Here is a 17454-nt window from a genome sequence, read left to right on the forward strand (position 1 = left end):
TGCTTTAGAGGAATTGACGCTCGTCGAAATGGCTGCCGGCGGGAAGGTAAGCCCGGCAAGACCAAATCTTGACCAACTGATGAACTGTCCTGGAGCATGACGGCGGAGGCTGGAGCGGCACTATCGCTGCAAATGTCGCGTGAAGATCCGCACCACATGGCCCCTGACCCGCGGCGCCTCGTCGTAGAGGTCTGAGGCGAGCCGCTCGATGGTCTCGCGCAGCGACAGGAACTGGGCCTGCCGCGCGCTGCTTTCGGTGCCTTGCATGCCCGCAAGCTCGTCCATGGCGGCGTCGCTGATCTGGCACTGCACGACCTCGCCGTCGTTCAGCATGGTGAAGCGAAAGGCGAGCCGTTCGAGATCATGGCCAATGATCCTGTCGCGCATGAGTGGCATCAATTCGTCCCGGTCGACCCCCGCGCCGAAAATGCCGAAAATCCCGCTGCTTGTCAGCAGCAAAGGCAATCCATGGCCTACTGAAATGCAACTTCGGCGAAACTGCGGAGCTTGCGGGAATGCAGTCGCTCGGATTCCTGCTGCTTGAGCCGTTCCAGCGCCTTTAAGCCGATCTCGAGATGCTGGCCGACGCGGCGACGGTAGAATTCGCTGGCCATGCCTGCGAGCTTGATCTCGCCGTGGAGAGGCTTGTCGGAGACGCACAGCAGCGTGCCGTAAGGGACGCGAAAGCGGTAGCCGTTGGCGGCAATCGCGGCCGATTCCATGTCGAGCGCAACCGCGCGCGATTGCGACAAGCGGCGAATGACATCGGGCCCGCTGATCTCCCAATTGCGGTTGTCGACGCTCGCGACGGTGCCGGTGCGCATCAGGCGCTTGAGCTCGAATCCTTCGAGCCCGGTGACGTCCTCGACCGCCTCCTCGAGCGCCACCTGCATCTCCGCGAGCGCCGGGATCGGCACCCAAAGCGGCAACTCACGATCGAGCACATGGTCCTCGCGCACATAGCCATGGGCGAGCACGTAGTCGCCGAGCCGCTGCGTGTTGCGCAGGCCCGCGCAATGGCCGAGCATCAGCCAGGCATGGGGCCGCAGCACGGCAACATGGTCGGTGACGTTGCGCGCGTTCGACGGACCGGTGCCGATGTTGATCAGGGTGATACCACGATAGCCGGGCGCGGCCAGGTGGAAGGCAGGCATCTGCGGCGTGCGCGCGGGCGCAACGCCCGTCGTCGCGCCGCCGCTGCGCGTGATCACATTGCCTGGAGCGACGAAGGCATCGAGGCCCGCCTCGCCAGCCTGAAGCCGCTGCTGGCAAAGCTGCGCGAAGGCGTCGACATAGAACTGGTAGTTGGTGAAGATCACGAAGTTCTGGAAATACTCTGGATCCGTACCCGTGTAGTGGTAGAGCCGGCGCAGCGAGTAGTCGACGCGGGCTGCCCGAAACAGGGACAGCGGTTCGGGCGCGCCGGGCTGAAGTTCGAAAGTGCCGTCGGCGATGGCATCGTCCATGGTGGCCAGATCAGGCACGTCGAACGCATCGCGCAGCGACCGCGTCACCGGCGAATTCTCGCTGGTGGTGATGGCGGCCTCGATGTTGATGTCGCGGCGATAGGCGAAGTGAACGGGGATCGGTTCGCTGGACTCGCCGATTTCGACCGGGACGCCGTGGTTCTGGATCAACAGTCCGATCTGCTCTGTGAGATAGGTCCGGAACAGATCCGGCCGCGTGACGCTGGTCTCGTGCACACCGGGCCGCGCGACGAAGCCGTAGGCGAGCCGCGAATCCAGCCGCGCATGCGTCGCAGTGGTGATACGGACGAAGGGGTAGAAGGCTCGCACCCGCGTCGTGATTAACTCGCCGTTGACGTAAGCTTCGAACCGGTCACGCAGGAACTTCGTGTTGCGCTCGTAGATCTCTTCGAGGCGGGCGACGGCGAGGCCAGCGTCGGAATAGGATTCGGTGGCGATGGTAGGTGGAGATTGCATTGTTCGACGCCGGGTTGCTGGGGCTGAATCGAACTATAGCAAGAATGACGCCTCGCCGTCATCGCTCGCAATGACGGATAGGATGACGCGCTTTCGCGCGTCACTTCTCCCGGAACGCCCGCATGAACTGGTCGTGCAGCGGCTTCATCAGGTAGGACAGCATGGTGCGATCACCGGTCTGGACGAACGCTTCCGCGGGCATGCCGGGGATCAGCCTGGAGTCCCCGAGCTTGGCGACCTCCTCCGCGGACAGCGAGACGCGGATGGTGTAGTAGCTCTGGCCGGTGCGCTGATCGGTGGTGACGTCGGGCGAGACGCGGCTGACGACGCCGTTGAGCTCCGGCGTGGTGCGCTGGTTGAAGGCGGACAGGCGCAGCAGCGTCTTCTGGCCGATCTGGAGCTTGTCGATATCGACCGGATTGACCTTGGCTTCGACCTGGAGATCGTCGGCCTGCGGCACGATCAGCATGAGGGCGTCGCCGGCGGTGATGACGCCACCAACGGTATGCACGGTCGATTGCAGCACCATGCCGTCCTGCGGCGCGCGAATGTCGACGCGGCGAAGCTGGTCCTCGGCGGCGACCTTGCGCTCGATCATTTCGCCGATCTTGTCGTTGGTCTCGCGCAGATCCTTGGAGACCTCGCTGACCATGTCTTTGTCGACCTGGATGATCTGGAGCTCGGTCTCGGTGATCTTGCCCTTGGCCTGCGCCCGCGAGGCGATGTATTGCGCGCGCTCGCCGTTGAGGCGGGCGCTGTCGCGTTCGAGCGTGGTCAGACGGGAGATCTGCACCAGGTGCTTGTCATAGAGATCGCGGACCCCCACGAGCTCCTGCTGCACCAGCGAGATTTCCCTGTCCTTGGCTCGCTCCTGCGCGGAGAGGCCCTCGATCTCTTCATTGAGCTGCTGGATGCGCTCGCGCAGCTGCGCCTTCTGGCCGGCGCGTCCGTTGACGCGGACGTCGAACAGCTTGGTTTCGGCGGAGAGCAGCGCCTTGACGTCGGGATCGTTGCCGCGATCGAGCAACGCTTGCGGGTAGTCGATCCTGTCGATTCCGCGCTGCTCGGCCTGGAGCCGCGCCGCACGCGCCTGCGCCGCGTCGAGATTCTTGGTGACGATGGCGAGATTCGCCTTGGTGACGGTGTCGTCGAGCCGCACCACGATGTCGCCGGCCTTGACCACGTCGCCATCGCGCGCACGCACCTCGCCGACCACGCCGCCGGTCGGATGCTGCACCTTTTTGACATTGGACTCGACGACGATCTGACCCGGCGCGATCAGCGCGCCCGAAATCTGCACCGTCGAAGCCCAGCCGCCGAGGCCGACCAGGAGGACCAGCACGATCCCAAGCCCGAGCATCAGGTGAAACCGGATCGACTGCCGTACGGTCCTCTTCGCGGCAGGCTTCGCGCCGCCGAGCGCCATCGTGCTCATGCCTTGGCTCCGCCTTCGCTGACGATCTTGATCGGCGCCGGCGGCGTCACGCGCGGCTGGAGCACCTGGGCGAGCACCTGTTCCTTCGGCCCGAAGGCCTGCATGCGGCCGTCGCGCAGCACCAGGATCTGGTCAACCGCTTCCACGCCGATCGGACGGTGCGCCACTACGATGACGATGGCGCCGCGCTCGCGCGTCGCGCGGATGGCGCGGGTCAGCGCCTCGTCGCCTTCGGTATCGAGATTGGAATTGGGCTCGTCGAGCACGATCAGGAAGGGGTTGCCATAGAGCGCGCGCGCCAGCGCCACGCGCTGCGCCTGGCCCGCGGAGAGCGCCGTGCCCTGCTCGCCGACCTGGGTGTTGTAGCCCTCGCGCATCTTGATGATCATCTCGTGCACGCCGGCTTCCTTGGCGGCGGCGATGATGCCGTCAGACGTGGCCTCGGGATCGAAGCGGCTGATGTTCTGCGCGATGGTGCCGCCGAACAATTCGACGTCCTGCGGCAGATAGCCGATGTGGCGGCCAAGCATGTCCGACGACCACTGGTCGAGCGCCGCGCCGTCGAGCCGCACCTTGCCGCGGACCGGCTGCCAGACGCCGACCAGCGCGCGGATCAGCGACGACTTGCCGGAGCCGCTCGGTCCGATCACGCCGAGGCCATTGCCGGCTTCGAGCGCAAAGGTGATGTCTTGCACGATGAGGCGCTGGTCGCCCGGCGGCACCATGGCGATACCTTCGACCGAGAGGCGGCTGGTGGGCGCCTGCAACTGGGTCGGCATCGTCTGCGCCGGCATCTGCTCGAGAAGGCGGGTCAGACGATGCCAGCTCTGGCGTGCCGCGACAAAGGATTTCCAGTGCGCGATCGCGAGGTCGACCGGCGCGAGCGCGCGTGCCGAGAGGATCGAGCCGGCGATGATGATGCCGGCGGTCGCCTCCTGGTGGATGACGAGATAGGCGCCGACCGCGAGCACGGCCGATTGCAGCATCATGCGCAGCACTTTTGCGACCGCGCCGAGACCGCCGGCGACGTCGCTCGCACGCTGGTTGCCGTCGAGATATTTTTCGTTGGCCTCGCTCCAGCGCGCGTTCATCCGGCCGGCCATGCCCATCGACACCATGACTTCGGCATTGCGGCGGCTGGCCTGGGCGAGATCGTTGCGCTGGGCGGCGAGCCCCATCGCCTCGCGCGCCGGCTGGCGGGACATGAACTCGGTGACCAGCGTCAACCCGACCAGGATGACGGCTCCGACCAGCGCGGTGACGCCGATCATGACGTGGAAGGCGAAGCAGATGGCGAGATAGAGCGGCAGCCAGGGCAGGTCGAAGAACGCGCTCGGTCCCATGCCGCCGAGGAAGGAACGGACATTGTCGAGATCCCGCAGCGGCTGAAGCCCCTCGTTGCGGCTGCCAACCAGCAGCGGCAGGCGCACGATGGTGTCGAACACCCGCTTGTTCAAGGCTTCGTCCAGGGCGGTACCGACCCGGCCCAAGATCCGGTTGCGGATCATGTCCAGCACGCCCTGCGCCATGTAGAGGAAACCGGCGAGGACGATCAGGCCGACCAGGGTCGGAATACTGCGGCTCGGCAGCACCCGGTCGTAGACCTCCAGCATGAAGATCGACCCGGTCAGATAGAGCAGGTTGATCATGCAGCTCATCAAGCCGACGCCGACAAACGCCGTGCGACAGGCGCGCAGCGCATCACCGAGCTCTGAGCGGCGGACGCCGGGAACGGCTGCCATCAGTCTGATCTCTTTCGGGTAGGGGCCAAAGTCCCTGATTTCAAAGGCAAATTCAGGAGTAATTGACCCGGATTAACATCGCGTTTGCGCTCATCGCTCAACGCAGTCGAACACCCGGGACCCCTATGGCCCACATCACCCCCGACCGACCTTGCACGCAAGTCCGGAATCTCACGATCTTGCGGCTTTTTCTTGCAGACATGTCACCTCTCCCCGGGCGGGGAGAGGTCAAAAGTTCGATCAATTGAACCCGGGCGCCATTAGAACCGGCCGCCGCCGCGGACCAGCCGCACCACCAGCAGCAGGATGACCGCGCCGATGGCGGAATAGATGATCTCCGATATCAGCCCGGTGCCGATGTGAATGCCGAGCTTCGGAAACAGGAAGCTTGCCACCAGCGCGCCGGCGATGCCGACCACGATATCGCCGATGATGCCGAACCCGGTTCCGCGCACCACCTTGCCGGCCAGCCAACCAGCGACGAGGCCGACGAACAGGATGACAAGCAAGCCTTCATTCGAAATGTACATAAATGAGGTCCCTCTCCGTGAACGGTTCCATGGAAGCGGAACCGGGATGAACGAGGTCTGAATGCTGTTCCCCCGTTCCCCGCTGGCGGTCCAAATATCATGACAGCACGGTGACCGGCTCCGCCAGCACGCACCGTGCTGCCCGGCCCGGCCCGACCTCCACATTCCCAGGCAATTGCTCCAGGCAGCGCGGCTGGGCAGCGGCGCAGCGGGGCGCAAAGGAGCAGTTGTGCGGCCGCTCGCCCAGCGACGGCGGGGTGCCGGGGATGGTCTCGAGCCGCTGTCCCCGCTTGGCCCCGTGGACGGTCGAGGCGAGCAGGCCCCTGGCGTAGGGATGCACCGGCGAGCGGACGATGTCGCGAAGCGTGCCCTGCTCCACGATCTGGCCGGCATACATCACCGCGACCCGGTCGCAGATCTCGATGGCGACCCCGATGTCATGGGTGACGAAGATGACGGACATGCCGAACTCGCGCTGCAGCTCGCGCAACAGCAGCAGGATCTGGATCTGCACGGTGGCATCGAGCGCCGTGGTCGGCTCGTCCGCGAGCAATATCTTGGGACGACACGCGAGCGCCAGCGCGATCATCGCGCGCTGACGCATGCCGCCGGACATCTCATGCGGATAGGCATCGAGCCGCCGTTTTGCGGAAGGAATGCGCACGACCTCGAGCATTTCGAGTGCGCGCGCCCTGCCCTCCGCATACGACTTGCCTTCGTGACGCACCACGCTTTCGGCGATCTGCGCGCCGATGGTGTAGACCGGATCGAGCGCCAGCGCCGGCTCCTGAAAGATCATCGACACGGTTTGGCCGCGGAACGACGACAGCTGCTCGTCGTTCATGGCGAGCACGTCGCGGCCCATGACGTTGACCTTGCCCGTGATCTGCGTGCGCTTCTTCGGCAACAGGCGCATCAGCGCGCGCAAGGTCACGCTCTTGCCCGAGCCGGACTCTCCGAGCAGGCCCAGCACCTCGCCGTCGCCGAGCGAGAGACTGAGATCGTTCACGGCATAGACCGTGCGCTCCCCGGTGAAGCGGATGTTAAGGCCTGAGATCTCGACGAGCTTTGTCATGACGGAAGTTTCGGCAGCCTTTCGTGGTAGTCGGTGGCGCGCTGGAACGCGGCGCCGATGGTGAGCAAGGTCGCTTCATCGAACGAGCGGCCGATCAGCTGCATGCCGATCGGAAGACCGCTTTTGGTGAAGCCCGAGGGCACCGTGAGCGACGGCAGGCCGAGGTAATTCACCGGACGGGTGAACAGCGTCAGCCGCTGCAACAGCGCCGGCGCATTCGGCCCGCCGCCAACGTCGCTCTCCTCGATCGTTGGCGCCGGCACGGGGGACGCCGGCGCGATCATCGCGTCGACGCCCGATGTGGCAGCGTTGTGCGCGGCGAGCGCAGGTCCGCGCCAGCGCATCGCCTCGAGATAGGTGATGGCGGGGACCGCGAGGCCGTTCTGGAGCCGCATCAACACCTGCGGACCATAATCCTGCGGCCGCTCAATCATCCAGCGCTTGTGGAAGGCGGCGGCTTCGGCTGCGAGCACGAGCTGGCTTGCCGAGGACAATTGCCGCTGATCGGGCAGCTCGACCGTGACGATGTCGGCGCCCTCACGCTTGAGCACCGCAACGGTCTCGTCCAGCACGCGCGCGACCTCGCCGTCGAGATCATCGACATAGAAGGACGAGGGGACGCCGACCTTGAGGCCCTTCAGCGAGCCCTTGGTCGCGCCGACATAGTCAGACAGCGGCTCATGACTGCAGGTCGAATCCTCGGGATCAGGGCCGGCCATCAGCGCCAGCAGCAGCGCGCAATCCTCGGCGGTGCGGGCGAGCGGGCCGACCGTGTCGAGCGACTGCGACAGCGGCATCGCGCCGGCGCGGCTGACCCGGCCGACGGTGGTCTTCAATCCCGTGACGCCGCAGAAATGCGCGGGCACGCGGATCGAGCCGCCGGTGTCGGAGCCGAGCGCCGCATAGGTCAGTCGCGCCGCGACCGCCGAGCCCGAGCCCGACGACGAGCCGCCGGTGATGTGCGCAACGTTCCAGGGATTGCGAACCGGGCCGTAATGGGCGTTATGGCCAGTCGGGCCATAGGCGAATTCGGCGAGATGCAACGTGCCGAGGCGAACCTGGCCGGCGTCCTTCAGCCGCTGCAAGGCGGTGGAGGTGACGGTCGGAACGAAGTCGCGGCGGATCAACGAGCCGCAGGTCGCGACGTGACCTGCGTCGTAATACATATCCTTGTGCGCGAGCGGCACACCGTGCAGCGGACCGCGGACTTCCCCCTTGGCGAGTTCGGCGTCGGCGGCATCGGCGGCCTTCAGCGCTGCCTCTGCCTCGATCGACATGAAGGCGTTGAGGTGCGGCTGCCACTGCGCGATGCGATGCAGCAGCGCACGCGTCACCTCATGCGAGGACACCTGCTTCATCGCGATCGCGCGCGCGACCTCGGTGAGCGTCATCAATGCGGGCTCGGTGCTCATTTCGAGACCTTGGCAGTCTGCGCGATCGGATAAAGCGCGGGCTCGAGATCGAACGGCAACGTGCCGGCAATGGCCGCAAAGCCCTCGAAGGCCGGTCCGATGGAATTGGAGATGCGCGTCGCGATCTCGTCGTCGACGGGAACGCCGGCGACCTGTGCCGTCGCCTTGATCTCTTTTGTCGTCGGTCTCATGCGGTTTCCTCCTTCGGCGCGCGGCTATGGCCTGAACCCGGGATCGCCATGTAGCACGCGGCCTCGTGGCCCATTCTATCGAGCGCGGTGAGTTTTGGTGTCGCATTTGCGCAGAGCGGCTCCGCAAACGGGCAACGGGTGTGGAAGCGGCAGCCCGAGGGTGGATCGATCGGATTGGGCGGATCGCCCGTGATCGGCGGCGTCTCGGTGCGGCGGTCCGGATCCGAGGACGGCATCGCGGCAAGAAGTGCGCGCGTATAGGGATGCGCCGGTTGGTCCCAGACCTGGTCGACCGGGCCGAGCTCGACGACCTCGCCGAGATACATCACCAGCACGCGATCGCTGATATAGCGCACGACGTTGAGGTCGTGACTGATGAAGAGATAGGTCAGGCCGAACTCACTCTTGAGATCGGCAAGCAAATTGAGCACCTGCGCCTCGACCGACTTGTCGAGCGCGGAGACGGCTTCATCGAGAATCACCAGCCGCGGCGACAGGGCCAGCGCACGCGCGATGTTGACGCGCTGGCGCTGGCCGCCGGAGATCTCATGCGGGTAGCGGTTGGCAAAGTTTGCAGGAACCAGGCCCACTTTGCCCAGCAGCTCGCGCGCCAGCGCGCGCGCGGCGCCGTCGGCCATGCCGTGCACCTTTGGGCCGAAGGCGATCGAGTCCTCGATGGTCAGGCGCGGGTTGAGCGAAGCGTAGGAATCCTGGAACACCATCTGCATGCCGCGGCGCAGCTCGCGCAAGGAGAGCGACTGGCCGACGCTCATGCCGTCATAGATGATGTCGCCGGTGTCGCGCGGCATCAGATGCATGAGCAGCCGCGCGGTGGTCGACTTGCCGCAACCGGACTCGCCGACGATGCCGACGGTCTCGCCCTTGGCGACGGTGAACGAGACATTATCGACCGCCCGCACGGTGCGCTTTGCGGCGAACAGGCCGCCACGAACCGGGAAATGCTTGGTGAGGCCGTTGACCTGGAGCAGCGGCTGGGCGACGCCGCCGAGGTCTTCGATCGGCTCCAGCATTGCGACGGAGAGGTTGGTTTCGCTCATGGCTAGTTCCTGATGTCCATGGCGCTGCGCAGGCCGTCCGAGAGCAGGTTGAAGCAGATCGAGACCGCGAAGATCATTGCACCGGGGAGCGCGGCGACCCAGGGGTTGACATAGATCGCGGTCCGCAAGGTATTCAACATCAGGCCCCATTCCGGCTCCGGCGGTTTGGTGCCGAGGCCGAGGAACGACAGGCCTGCCGCGAGGATCATCGAGACCGAGATCAGGCTGGTCGCGTAGACGAAGATCGAACCGAGCACATTGCCGAGGATATGAACGCGCATGATGGTGAACGGTCCCGCGCCCGAGGCGCGCGCGGCGTCGACGAAGTCCATGTTGCGCACGCCCGTCGTGACGCTTTCGGCGACGCGGGTGATCTGCGGCACGAACACGACGGTCAACGACACGATGGAATTGAGGATGCCCGCGCCCAGCGCGCCCGAGATCGCGATCGCCAGCAGCACGGACGGAAACGCGTAGAACACGTCGATCGTGCGCATGATCGCAGTGTTGAGCTTGCCGCCGACATAGCCGGCAACGAGGCCGAGCGAGGTGCCGATGCAGAAGGCGAGGATCACCGGCAAAATGCCGATGAGAAGCGACAGCCGGCCGCCATAGATCAACCGCGCCAGCATGTCGCGGCCGAGTTCGTCGGTGCCGAGCGGGTAGCCGGATGTGCCAATGTGCCGAAGGCGGCGGATCATCGAGCCCTTGTAGGGATCTTCCAGACCGAGCCACGGCGCAACGATCGCGGAGAGGAAGATCAGCAGCAGCACCAGCGCGCAGACCATGCTGACCTTGTCACGCCGGATACGACGGCCGACGGTCGCCCAATAGCCGCGCGCCTTGGTCGCGGGCGCGGACTGAAGCGCCGTATCGCTGGTGACGGACAACGGAAGCTCGCTCATCGCTAGCCCCGTTTGATGCGCGGGTCGATCGCGGCTTGCGCGATGTCGACCATCAGATTGAGGAAGACGAAGAACAGCGCCAGGATCAGGATCGTGCCCTGCAGCAGCGGCAGGTCGCGCTGGAAAATCGCGGAGTTGAGCAGGAAGCCCGAGCCCGGCCAGGAGAACACCGTCTCGATCAGGATCGAGCCGCCGAGCATGTAACCGAGCTGAAGTCCCATCACCGCGAGCGCGGTGGGGGCGGCGTTCTTGATGACGTGGCGGAACACGCCGCGCTCATGCAGGCCTTTTGCACGCAGCGCCTCGACGAAGTCCTGGCTGAGAATGTCGCCGGTCAGCGCGCGCACCGTGCGAGTGACGATGCCCATCGGGATCACCGAGGTCGTGATCGCTGGCAGCACGAGATATTGCAAATGCGCCCAGTCCCAGGCCCAGGCGGCCGAGCCGCCGGGTCCGGCGCCGACAGCGGGCAGCCAGTTCAGCTGGACCGAGAAGATGATGACGAGCACCATGCCAAGCCAGTAATGCGGCACCGAAACGCCGGCGATGGCAAAGGAGGTCGCCAGCTTGTCGATCCAGGTCTCGCGGAAATAGCCGGCGATCAGGCCGAGCAGGATGCCCATGGTGAAGCCGATGATCGCCGCCGCAATCGCCAGCGTGACCGTGTTGCTGACCGCGCGCATGACCTCGGCGAGCACCGGACGGCCCGTGGCGATGGAATTGCCGAGATCGCCATGAAGCGCGCGGAGCAGCCAAAGCCCGAACTGCACCGGCAGCGGGCGGTCGAAACCATAGGCTGTCCGGAGCTGCGCGGCGAGCTCCTGCGAGGCGTCTGCGGGGAGCACCGCGACGAGCGGATCGCCCGGCGTGATGTGCACGAGCAGAAAACACACCAGCGCGACGCTGATGACGATCGGGATGACGTAGACGATGCGTCTGGCGATATAGGCGAGCACGTTGTTTCTTTTCTTCCCTTCTCCCCTTGTGGGAGAAGGTGGCGCAAAGCGCCGGATGAGGGCTCTAACCCCGGATGCAGTGTTAACGAAAAAGAGAGAGGGTCATCCGCGGAAAGAGATCCCTCACCCGGCTTCGCTTGCGCGAAGCCACCCTCTCCCGCAAGGGGAGAGGGTGCACTGCGTATGAGGCGCGAACTATTGCATCGACACCAGTGAGAAGTCGATGAACCAGCTCTTTGGCTGCACGACGCCTGTCACCTTCGGGCTGATGGCGCGGGGACCGACGTCGTGGGCGACATAGAGGAAGGCCGCGTCATCGACGGAGGCCGCGTGCAGTTCGGCGAGCGCGGCGTCACGCGCGGCGGGATCGAAGGTCTGCCGCGCCTTCTTCACCAGCTCGTCGAATTTGGGATTGTTGATGAAACCCCAATTGTTCGAGACCGGCGGCGCCATGCCCGATTGCAGGAAGCGCACCAGCGCGAAGAACGGGTCCATCGCCGCATAGGTGACGTTGGTCGCGTTCGAGCCGTTGGCACTGGGATCCTTGGCGCCGCGGCGCCAGTTGGTGAACAGCGTATTCCACTCGATGACATCGAGCTGCACGTCGAAATAGCATTCGGCCAGCGCCTGCTGGATATATTCGTTCATCGGCAACGGCTGCATCTGGCCCGAGCCGGACGCAGACGTCTGGGTCTTCACCGTCAGCTTCTTGTTCGGGCCGAATCCGGCCTCCTGCATCAGCTTCTGTGCAGCAGCCTTGTCGTACTTGATCTCGAAGGTCGGTTTGCCGCGCCAGGGATGGCCGACCTCGAACGTGCCGGTCGCAGGCACCATCAGCCCCGCGAGCAGGCCGTCCTTGAGGCCTTCGCGATCGACGCAGAGGTTCGCGGCCTTGCGCACGCGGATGTCGTTCCAGGGCGAGCCCTCGACGCGCGAGAACTGCCACGGCCAGACGTGCGGCTGCTCGTTGGCGTAGAGCTTGAAGCCGCGCTGCTTGAGCTCGGGCAACGCGTCCGGCGCCGGCGCCTCGACCCAATCGACCTGCCCGGAAAGCAGCGCCGCGGTGCGCGCGTTGGCCTCCGGCATCGGCAACAGCACCATCTTGTCGACCTTGGGCACGCGGTCCTTGTTCCAGTAGCTCGCATTCTTGACCAGCTCCAGCCGCTCGCGCGGGGTGAAGCCCGCCATCTTCCACGGGCCGGTGCCCGCGGCGTCCTTGGCAAACGCGGTCCATGCGGCCTGCGACTTGGCCTTGGCGTCGGCGCCCTCCGCCTTGTCGTAGAAGGCCTGCCACTTCGCCGGGCTCGCCATGAAGAGATTGGTGAGGTTGATCGGCAGGAAGCTGTCGGGCTCCTTGGTGGTGAGCTCGACCGTCATGTCGTCGACCTTCTTCGCTGATGCCAGCGTCGGCATGCGCGAGGCCGTGACACCGACCTGGCTGGCGTCGAATTGCGGCGCGTCCTGCTTCAGCACCTTCTCGACATTCCACACCACGGCGTCCGCATTGAACGGCGAGCCGTCATGGAAGGTGACGCCCGGCCGCAGCTTGAAAGTCCATTTGGTCTTGTCGGCATCGTCGACCTTCCACTCGGTAGCAAGGCCGGGGATCACCACGCTCGCCTTGTCGGCCGAGGAAAGGTCCCAGCCGGTGAGCGCGTCATACATGGTGAGGCCGGTGAAGCGGTTGCCTTCAAAGCCCTGATCGGGCTGGCCCAGCGTGCGCGGAATATCGGCAGCCGTCATGGCGATGCGCAGCACGGTTTCGGCAGTGGCCGCGCGCGGCCACGCAGCCGCGCTACTGAGCGCCAGCAACGCGATCAGCGCCGCGCGGGTCTTGTTTTTCTTGATCAACATTGACTCAATCCTTTTCCGGCTTCGATGACTAATTTTGATGCAATCGTATGCAATGCCTATGCCAATGGGGAAACTTATTCTGCAAATTGCCCCTGCGACGACAAGTCCTTGTGATGACACGTCGGCGAAAGCACCTCGCTGCCTATTCTGGCATCAAGATTGCAGGTTTGGCTCCGATTGTCCTTGAAGTCTTCCTTGGAGCTTTGGCCCATGCGTATCCGACTATCGACCTGTTTCGCCGTGCTTGCACTGGCGTTGTCCGCGATTCCGGCGGGCGCCGAAACGGTGCTGCGCTACGGCATCTCGATGGCGGACATCCCGCTGACGACCGGCCAGCCCGATCGCGGCGCGGGCGCCTATCAGTTCACGGCCTACACCATCTACGATCCGCTCGTGGCGTGGGAGATGGACGTCGCCGACCGGCCGGGAAAGCTGGTGCCCGGATTGGCCACCGAGTGGAGGGTCGATGCCGAGAACAAGACCAAATGGCGCTTCACCTTGCGCAAGGGCGTGAAGTTTCACGATGGCAGCGAGTTCGATGCCGACGCCGTGATCTGGAATCTGGACAAGGTGCTCAATGACAAGGCGCCGCAATTCGACAAGCGCCAGAGTGCGCAGGTCAAGACCCGCCTGCCTTCGGTCGCGAGCTACGCCAAGATCGACGACTTCACGGTGGAGATCACCACCAAGACGATCGATTCCTTCTTTCCCTATCAGATGCTGTGGTTCCTGGTCTCCAGCCCGGCGCAATACGAGAAGCTCGGTAAGGACTGGGACAAGTTCGCGAGCCAGCCTTCGGGGACCGGCCCGTTCAAACTGACAAAACTGGTGCCGCGCGAACTCGCCGAGCTCACGAAGAATCCGGATTATTGGAACAAGAAGCGTATTCCCAAGGTCGACAAGCTCGTGCTGGTGCCGATGCCGGAAGCGCTGACGCGCACCAATGCGCTGCTGGCCGGGCAGGTCGATCTGATCGAGACGCCGGCGCCGGATGCTGTGCCGCAGCTCAAGGCCGCCGGCATGAAGCTCGTCGACAACGTTACGCCGCATGTCTGGAATTATCATCTGAGCGTGCTGCCGGGTTCGCCCTGGACCGACATCCGCCTGCGCAAGGCGCTGAACCTCGCGATCGATCGTGAAGCCGTGGTGGGCCTGATGAATGGCCTTGCGAAACCCGCCAAGGGACAGGTCGATCCGTCGAGCCCCTGGTTCGGCAAGCCGAGCTTCGATCTGAAATACGATGTCGCAGCCGCCAAGAAGCTGGTCGAGGAAGCCGGCTACTCCAAGGCGAAGCCGCTGAAAGCGACCTTCATCATCGCACAGGGCGGCACCGGCCAGATGCTGTCGCTGCCGATGAACGAATTTTTGCAGCAGAGCTTCAAGGAGATCGGCATCGACATCGATTTCAAGGTCGTCGAGCTCGAGACACTCTATACGCATTGGCGCAAGGGCGCGGCCGACGAGATGAACGCCGGCATCACCGCCAACAACATCGCCTATGTCACCTCTGACCCGCTCTACGCCATCGTCCGCTTCTTCCATTCGAGCCAGATCGCGCCGGTCGGCGTCAACTGGGGCGGCTACAAAAACCCGAAGGTCGACGCGCTGATCGACGAGGCCAAGCAGACCTTCGACAGCGCCAAGCAGGACGAGCTGCTGGCGCAGGCGCACGCGCTGATCGTCGACGACGCCACGCTGGTATGGGTGGTGCACGACACCAACCCGCATGCGCTGTCGCCCAAGGTCAAGCAGTTCGTGCAGGCGCAGCACTGGTTCCAGGATCTCACGACGATCGGGGCGGAGTGAGGCTCAAGGTCGGCACCCCGCTTCCGCAAACACCACTGTCGTCCTGGCGAAAGCCAGGACGACACCTCTTATTAAGGCGACGGCCTGCGGCGTCGAACACCGCTGTCGTCCCGGCGTAGCCGGGACCCATAACCACCGAGTTGAATTCGGCAACGACAGCCAACTCCGATCTGGCGTACAGCTTCTGCTGCGGAGTATGGGTCCCGGCCTGCGCCGGGACGACACCGAGGGTTTAGCCGCTAGCAAGCGCCTCCCTTATTTCGTCAGCAGCGCATAGGCCCCGGTCCAACCTTCCGGCGGTGGATTGACCTGGAATTCCTTGATGCGCACTTCATAGAGCTTGAACAGCTTTTCCAGCGTGTCGGCATCCTCGCTCCTGCGGCCGCGGTCGATCGCGTCCAGCGCGCCCTGCCAGTCGCGGCTGCGATAGCAGGCGAGCATTTCGATGGTGACGTTGCGCAGGCGCTGGAAGGCGCCCGAATGCATCACGTCCGCGCGGCCGGCGATGGCGTAGATCACTTCCGGCTCGGTTTTGCCCTTGACCATGATGAAGTCGAGCTCGAGAATCGCGAACTCGTCCTTGGCCGCGAGTGCGGTGCGGGAGCCAACGATGATCGGAAAGCCGTATTCCTTCGACTGGCCTTCCAGGCGCGAGGCCAGGTTCACGCTGTCGCCGAGCACCGAATAGTTCTTCTTCAGGTCGGAGCCCATGTTGCCGACCACGCCGATGCCGGTGTTGAGACCGATACCGACATTGAGCGGGATGTAGACGTGACCGCCATCAATGGCCTCCTGCTCGCGGTCCTTGTTCACCGCGTCGATCTTCTCCAACATCTGGATCGCGGCCTCACAGGCGTTGACCTCGTGCTCGGCATCGTCGAGCGGCGCGTTCCAGAACGCCATGATGGCGTCGCCCATATATTTGTCGATATAGCCCTTCTGATCGATGATCACGTCGGTCAGCGGAGTCAGGAAGCGGTTCATCAGCGCGATCAGGCCCTGCGGATCGTGCTTGTAGGTTTCCGATATGGTGGTGAAGCCGCGCACGTCGGAGAACATGATCGTCATTTCGCGCTCCTCGCCGCCGAGGACGAGTTTTTCCGGTGACTGCGCGAGTTGCTCGACCAGCACCGGCGACATGTATTGCGCGAACATGCCGCGGATCTGCACGCGCTGGCGCTGCTCGCGCACGAAGCTGGCGAAGATTAGCGTCAGATAGATCGCGGTGGTCGAGAGCAGCGGATAAGTGAAGTCGATGAGATAGCGGTGCTGCGCATAGAAGAACCAGGACACTCCGATCAGGATAGCGGCGAAGGTCGCGCCGGCAAGCACGAGGCGAACTGGTCCGAGGTTCGGCGTGAAGATGATGACGAGCAAGCCGATGACGAGCGCGGCGAGCAGCTCGACGCCGAGCGCATAGTTCGGCTGGGAGATCACCGCGCCGCTCAGCACGCTCTCCAGCACCTGGGCGTGGATCTCGACGCCGGGCATGGTCGAGGACACCGGCGTGGTCTTGATGTCGTTGAGCCCAACCGCCGAGGTGCCGATCAGCACCAGCTTGCCGGCGATCTTGTTAGGCGGCACCGTATTGTCGAGCACGTCGGCGGCCGAGACGTAGATCGAGGGATCCTGGCGAGCGTAATGCACCCAGAGCTGACCGTTCCTGTCGGTTGGGATCTCCACGCCCTTGAGACGCACGGCCCGCACGCCGGTCTTGTCGGTCCGAACCAGCAAGGTCGGCGTGCCCGTGACGACACGCAAAATCTCGAGGCTGAGCGAGGGCATGACCATGCCTTGGGCGCGCATGATCATTGGCACGCGCCGGATCAGGCCGTCGCGCTCGGTCTTGATCGAGAACAGGCCGCGGCCGGCCGCGACCTTCTCGATCTCGGGCACGTTGCGCAACAGCCCGGGAAATTCGAACAGGAAGCGCTCAGCGCCCTCCTCGCCGACCGTTGCGACGCCAGTGAAGGGCAGCGACTTGTCGACCTCGGACGAAATCGCCCGCTGCCCGGTCTCGCCCAGGATCACGCGCGAGCGCTTGATCGCTTCGGAGAGGATCTGGTCGTTGCTCGGCAGCTCGCGCAGCTTGGCGCGGGTGGCGTCGTCGAGGTAGCGCATGTCGCTCGCGACCAGATCCGGATTGAGCCGGTCGGCCTCCGAGAACACGACGTCGAAGCCGATTGCGACCGCGCCGTGACTGGTGAGGTTCTGGATCAGGTCGGCGATCCGCGTGCGCGGCCACGGCCATTGGCCGAGCTTGGCGAGGCTCTTGTCGTCGATGTCAACGATGGTGACCGGCCGCGCCGTCTTGTGGCGCGGATCGATCAATTGAAACATGTCGAAGGTGCGCAGCCGCAGTTCCTGGATCGGAGGCGGATCCCAGAGCCGAGCGCCGGCAAATACGACCAGCAGCGCAAGGCACATCAGCCGCGCAAACCCGAACTTGCGCGCAAACCACCGCCGCAGGATCTTGAGACGTTTCATGGTGGCTGGATATCACGCTTTGGCGGTGAACGGCAGCGTGGATCGGGCCTGCCGACGATC

14 protein-coding genes are annotated in these 17454 nt (G+C 64.5%); 1 reads left to right on the forward strand and 13 read right to left on the reverse strand.

Annotated elements, in window-relative coordinates; translation table 11 throughout:
* Nucleotides 1-120: 120 nt before the first annotated feature.
* The 12 genes from ACFQX9_RS31725 to ACFQX9_RS31780 all read right to left on the reverse strand — a co-directional run bounded on the left by ACFQX9_RS31725 (nt 121) and on the right by ACFQX9_RS31780 (nt 13101).
* On the reverse strand, nt 121-396 hold the full coding sequence (locus ACFQX9_RS31725; RefSeq protein ID WP_026233404.1) for a DUF1488 family protein: 276 nt from the start codon (nt 394-396) through the stop codon (nt 121-123).
* Between the two features lie 77 nt (nt 397-473).
* Nucleotides 474-1943, reverse strand: a complete 1470-nt coding sequence (locus ACFQX9_RS31730; RefSeq protein WP_204513229.1) for an AMP nucleosidase — start codon at nt 1941-1943, stop codon at nt 474-476.
* A 100-nt stretch (nt 1944-2043) separates the two neighbouring features.
* A complete protein-coding gene (locus tag ACFQX9_RS31735; protein WP_085354331.1) occupies nt 2044-3378 on the reverse strand; it encodes an HlyD family type I secretion periplasmic adaptor subunit in 1335 nt (444 codons plus the stop codon).
* A complete protein-coding gene (locus tag ACFQX9_RS31740) occupies nt 3375-5120 on the reverse strand; it encodes a type I secretion system permease/ATPase (RefSeq protein ID WP_377791496.1) in 1746 nt (581 codons plus the stop codon). Before ACFQX9_RS31740 ends, ACFQX9_RS31735 begins: the two co-directional genes overlap by 4 nt.
* A 260-nt stretch (nt 5121-5380) precedes the next feature.
* Nucleotides 5381-5650 (reverse strand): GlsB/YeaQ/YmgE family stress response membrane protein, encoded by a 270-nt coding sequence (locus ACFQX9_RS31745; RefSeq protein ID WP_007605178.1) that lies wholly within the window; start codon nt 5648-5650, stop codon nt 5381-5383.
* A gap of 97 nt (nt 5651-5747) precedes the next feature.
* Nucleotides 5748-6725, reverse strand: coding sequence for an ABC transporter ATP-binding protein (locus ACFQX9_RS31750; RefSeq protein ID WP_377791497.1), 978 nt, complete (start codon nt 6723-6725; stop codon nt 5748-5750).
* Nucleotides 6722-8137 (reverse strand): amidase, encoded by a 1416-nt coding sequence (locus tag ACFQX9_RS31755; RefSeq protein WP_377791498.1) that lies wholly within the window; start codon nt 8135-8137, stop codon nt 6722-6724. Before ACFQX9_RS31755 ends, ACFQX9_RS31750 begins: the two co-directional genes overlap by 4 nt.
* On the reverse strand, nt 8134-8328 hold the full coding sequence (locus ACFQX9_RS31760) for a hypothetical protein (RefSeq protein WP_018457593.1): 195 nt from the start codon (nt 8326-8328) through the stop codon (nt 8134-8136). The genes ACFQX9_RS31755 and ACFQX9_RS31760 overlap by 4 nt, the downstream gene beginning before the upstream one ends.
* Entirely contained in the window at nt 8325-9386 is a 1062-nt protein-coding gene (locus tag ACFQX9_RS31765; protein WP_085383889.1) for an ABC transporter ATP-binding protein, read from the reverse strand. The genes ACFQX9_RS31760 and ACFQX9_RS31765 overlap by 4 nt, the downstream gene beginning before the upstream one ends.
* A gap of 2 nt (nt 9387-9388) precedes the next feature.
* Complete coding sequence (locus ACFQX9_RS31770) at nt 9389-10291, reverse strand: ABC transporter permease (protein WP_085358023.1); 903 nt, start codon at nt 10289-10291, stop codon at nt 9389-9391.
* Between the two features lie 2 nt (nt 10292-10293).
* Complete coding sequence (locus ACFQX9_RS31775) at nt 10294-11247, reverse strand: ABC transporter permease (protein WP_085349306.1); 954 nt, start codon at nt 11245-11247, stop codon at nt 10294-10296.
* A gap of 195 nt (nt 11248-11442) precedes the next feature.
* The gene (locus ACFQX9_RS31780) at nt 11443-13101 is read right to left on the reverse strand and encodes an ABC transporter substrate-binding protein (RefSeq protein WP_204513227.1); all 1659 of its coding nucleotides are present in this window, start codon (nt 13099-13101) and stop codon (nt 11443-11445) included.
* A 210-nt stretch (nt 13102-13311) separates the two neighbouring features.
* Here ACFQX9_RS31780 and ACFQX9_RS31785 point away from each other — a divergent pair, with 210 nt between their 5' ends.
* Entirely contained in the window at nt 13312-14907 is a 1596-nt protein-coding gene (locus ACFQX9_RS31785; protein ID WP_085349304.1) for an ABC transporter substrate-binding protein, read from the forward strand.
* Between the two features lie 255 nt (nt 14908-15162).
* Here ACFQX9_RS31785 and ACFQX9_RS31790 read toward each other — a convergent pair whose 3' ends face one another.
* On the reverse strand, nt 15163-17394 hold the full coding sequence (locus tag ACFQX9_RS31790) for a CHASE2 domain-containing protein (RefSeq protein ID WP_377791499.1): 2232 nt from the start codon (nt 17392-17394) through the stop codon (nt 15163-15165).
* Between the last annotated feature and the right edge of the window lie 60 nt (nt 17395-17454).

The organism is Bradyrhizobium sp. GCM10028915, from assembly GCF_042666195.1.
Lineage (GTDB): Bacteria > Pseudomonadota > Alphaproteobacteria > Rhizobiales > Xanthobacteraceae > Bradyrhizobium > Bradyrhizobium canariense_D.

Bases quoted from the DNA above. Each gene is read 5' to 3' on its own strand.
- ACFQX9_RS31725 (WP_026233404.1), bottom strand. From the start codon at position 396: ATGCCACTCATGCGCGACAGGATCATTGGCCATGATCTCGAACGGCTC.
- ACFQX9_RS31730 (WP_204513229.1), bottom strand. From the start codon at position 1,943: ATGCAATCTCCACCTACCATCGCCACCGAATCCTATTCCGACGCTGGC.
- ACFQX9_RS31735 (WP_085354331.1), bottom strand. From the start codon at position 3,378: ATGAGCACGATGGCGCTCGGCGGCGCGAAGCCTGCCGCGAAGAGGACC.
- ACFQX9_RS31740 (WP_377791496.1), bottom strand. From the start codon at position 5,120: ATGGCAGCCGTTCCCGGCGTCCGCCGCTCAGAGCTCGGTGATGCGCTG.
- ACFQX9_RS31745 (WP_007605178.1), bottom strand. From the start codon at position 5,650: ATGTACATTTCGAATGAAGGCTTGCTTGTCATCCTGTTCGTCGGCCTC.
- ACFQX9_RS31750 (WP_377791497.1), bottom strand. From the start codon at position 6,725: ATGACAAAGCTCGTCGAGATCTCAGGCCTTAACATCCGCTTCACCGGG.
- ACFQX9_RS31755 (WP_377791498.1), bottom strand. From the start codon at position 8,137: ATGAGCACCGAGCCCGCATTGATGACGCTCACCGAGGTCGCGCGCGCG.
- ACFQX9_RS31760 (WP_018457593.1), bottom strand. From the start codon at position 8,328: ATGAGACCGACGACAAAAGAGATCAAGGCGACGGCACAGGTCGCCGGC.
- ACFQX9_RS31765 (WP_085383889.1), bottom strand. From the start codon at position 9,386: ATGAGCGAAACCAACCTCTCCGTCGCAATGCTGGAGCCGATCGAAGAC.
- ACFQX9_RS31770 (WP_085358023.1), bottom strand. From the start codon at position 10,291: ATGAGCGAGCTTCCGTTGTCCGTCACCAGCGATACGGCGCTTCAGTCC.
- ACFQX9_RS31780 (WP_204513227.1), bottom strand. From the start codon at position 13,101: ATGTTGATCAAGAAAAACAAGACCCGCGCGGCGCTGATCGCGTTGCTG.
- ACFQX9_RS31785 (WP_085349304.1), top strand. From the start codon at position 13,312: ATGCGTATCCGACTATCGACCTGTTTCGCCGTGCTTGCACTGGCGTTG.
- ACFQX9_RS31790 (WP_377791499.1), bottom strand. From the start codon at position 17,394: ATGAAACGTCTCAAGATCCTGCGGCGGTGGTTTGCGCGCAAGTTCGGG.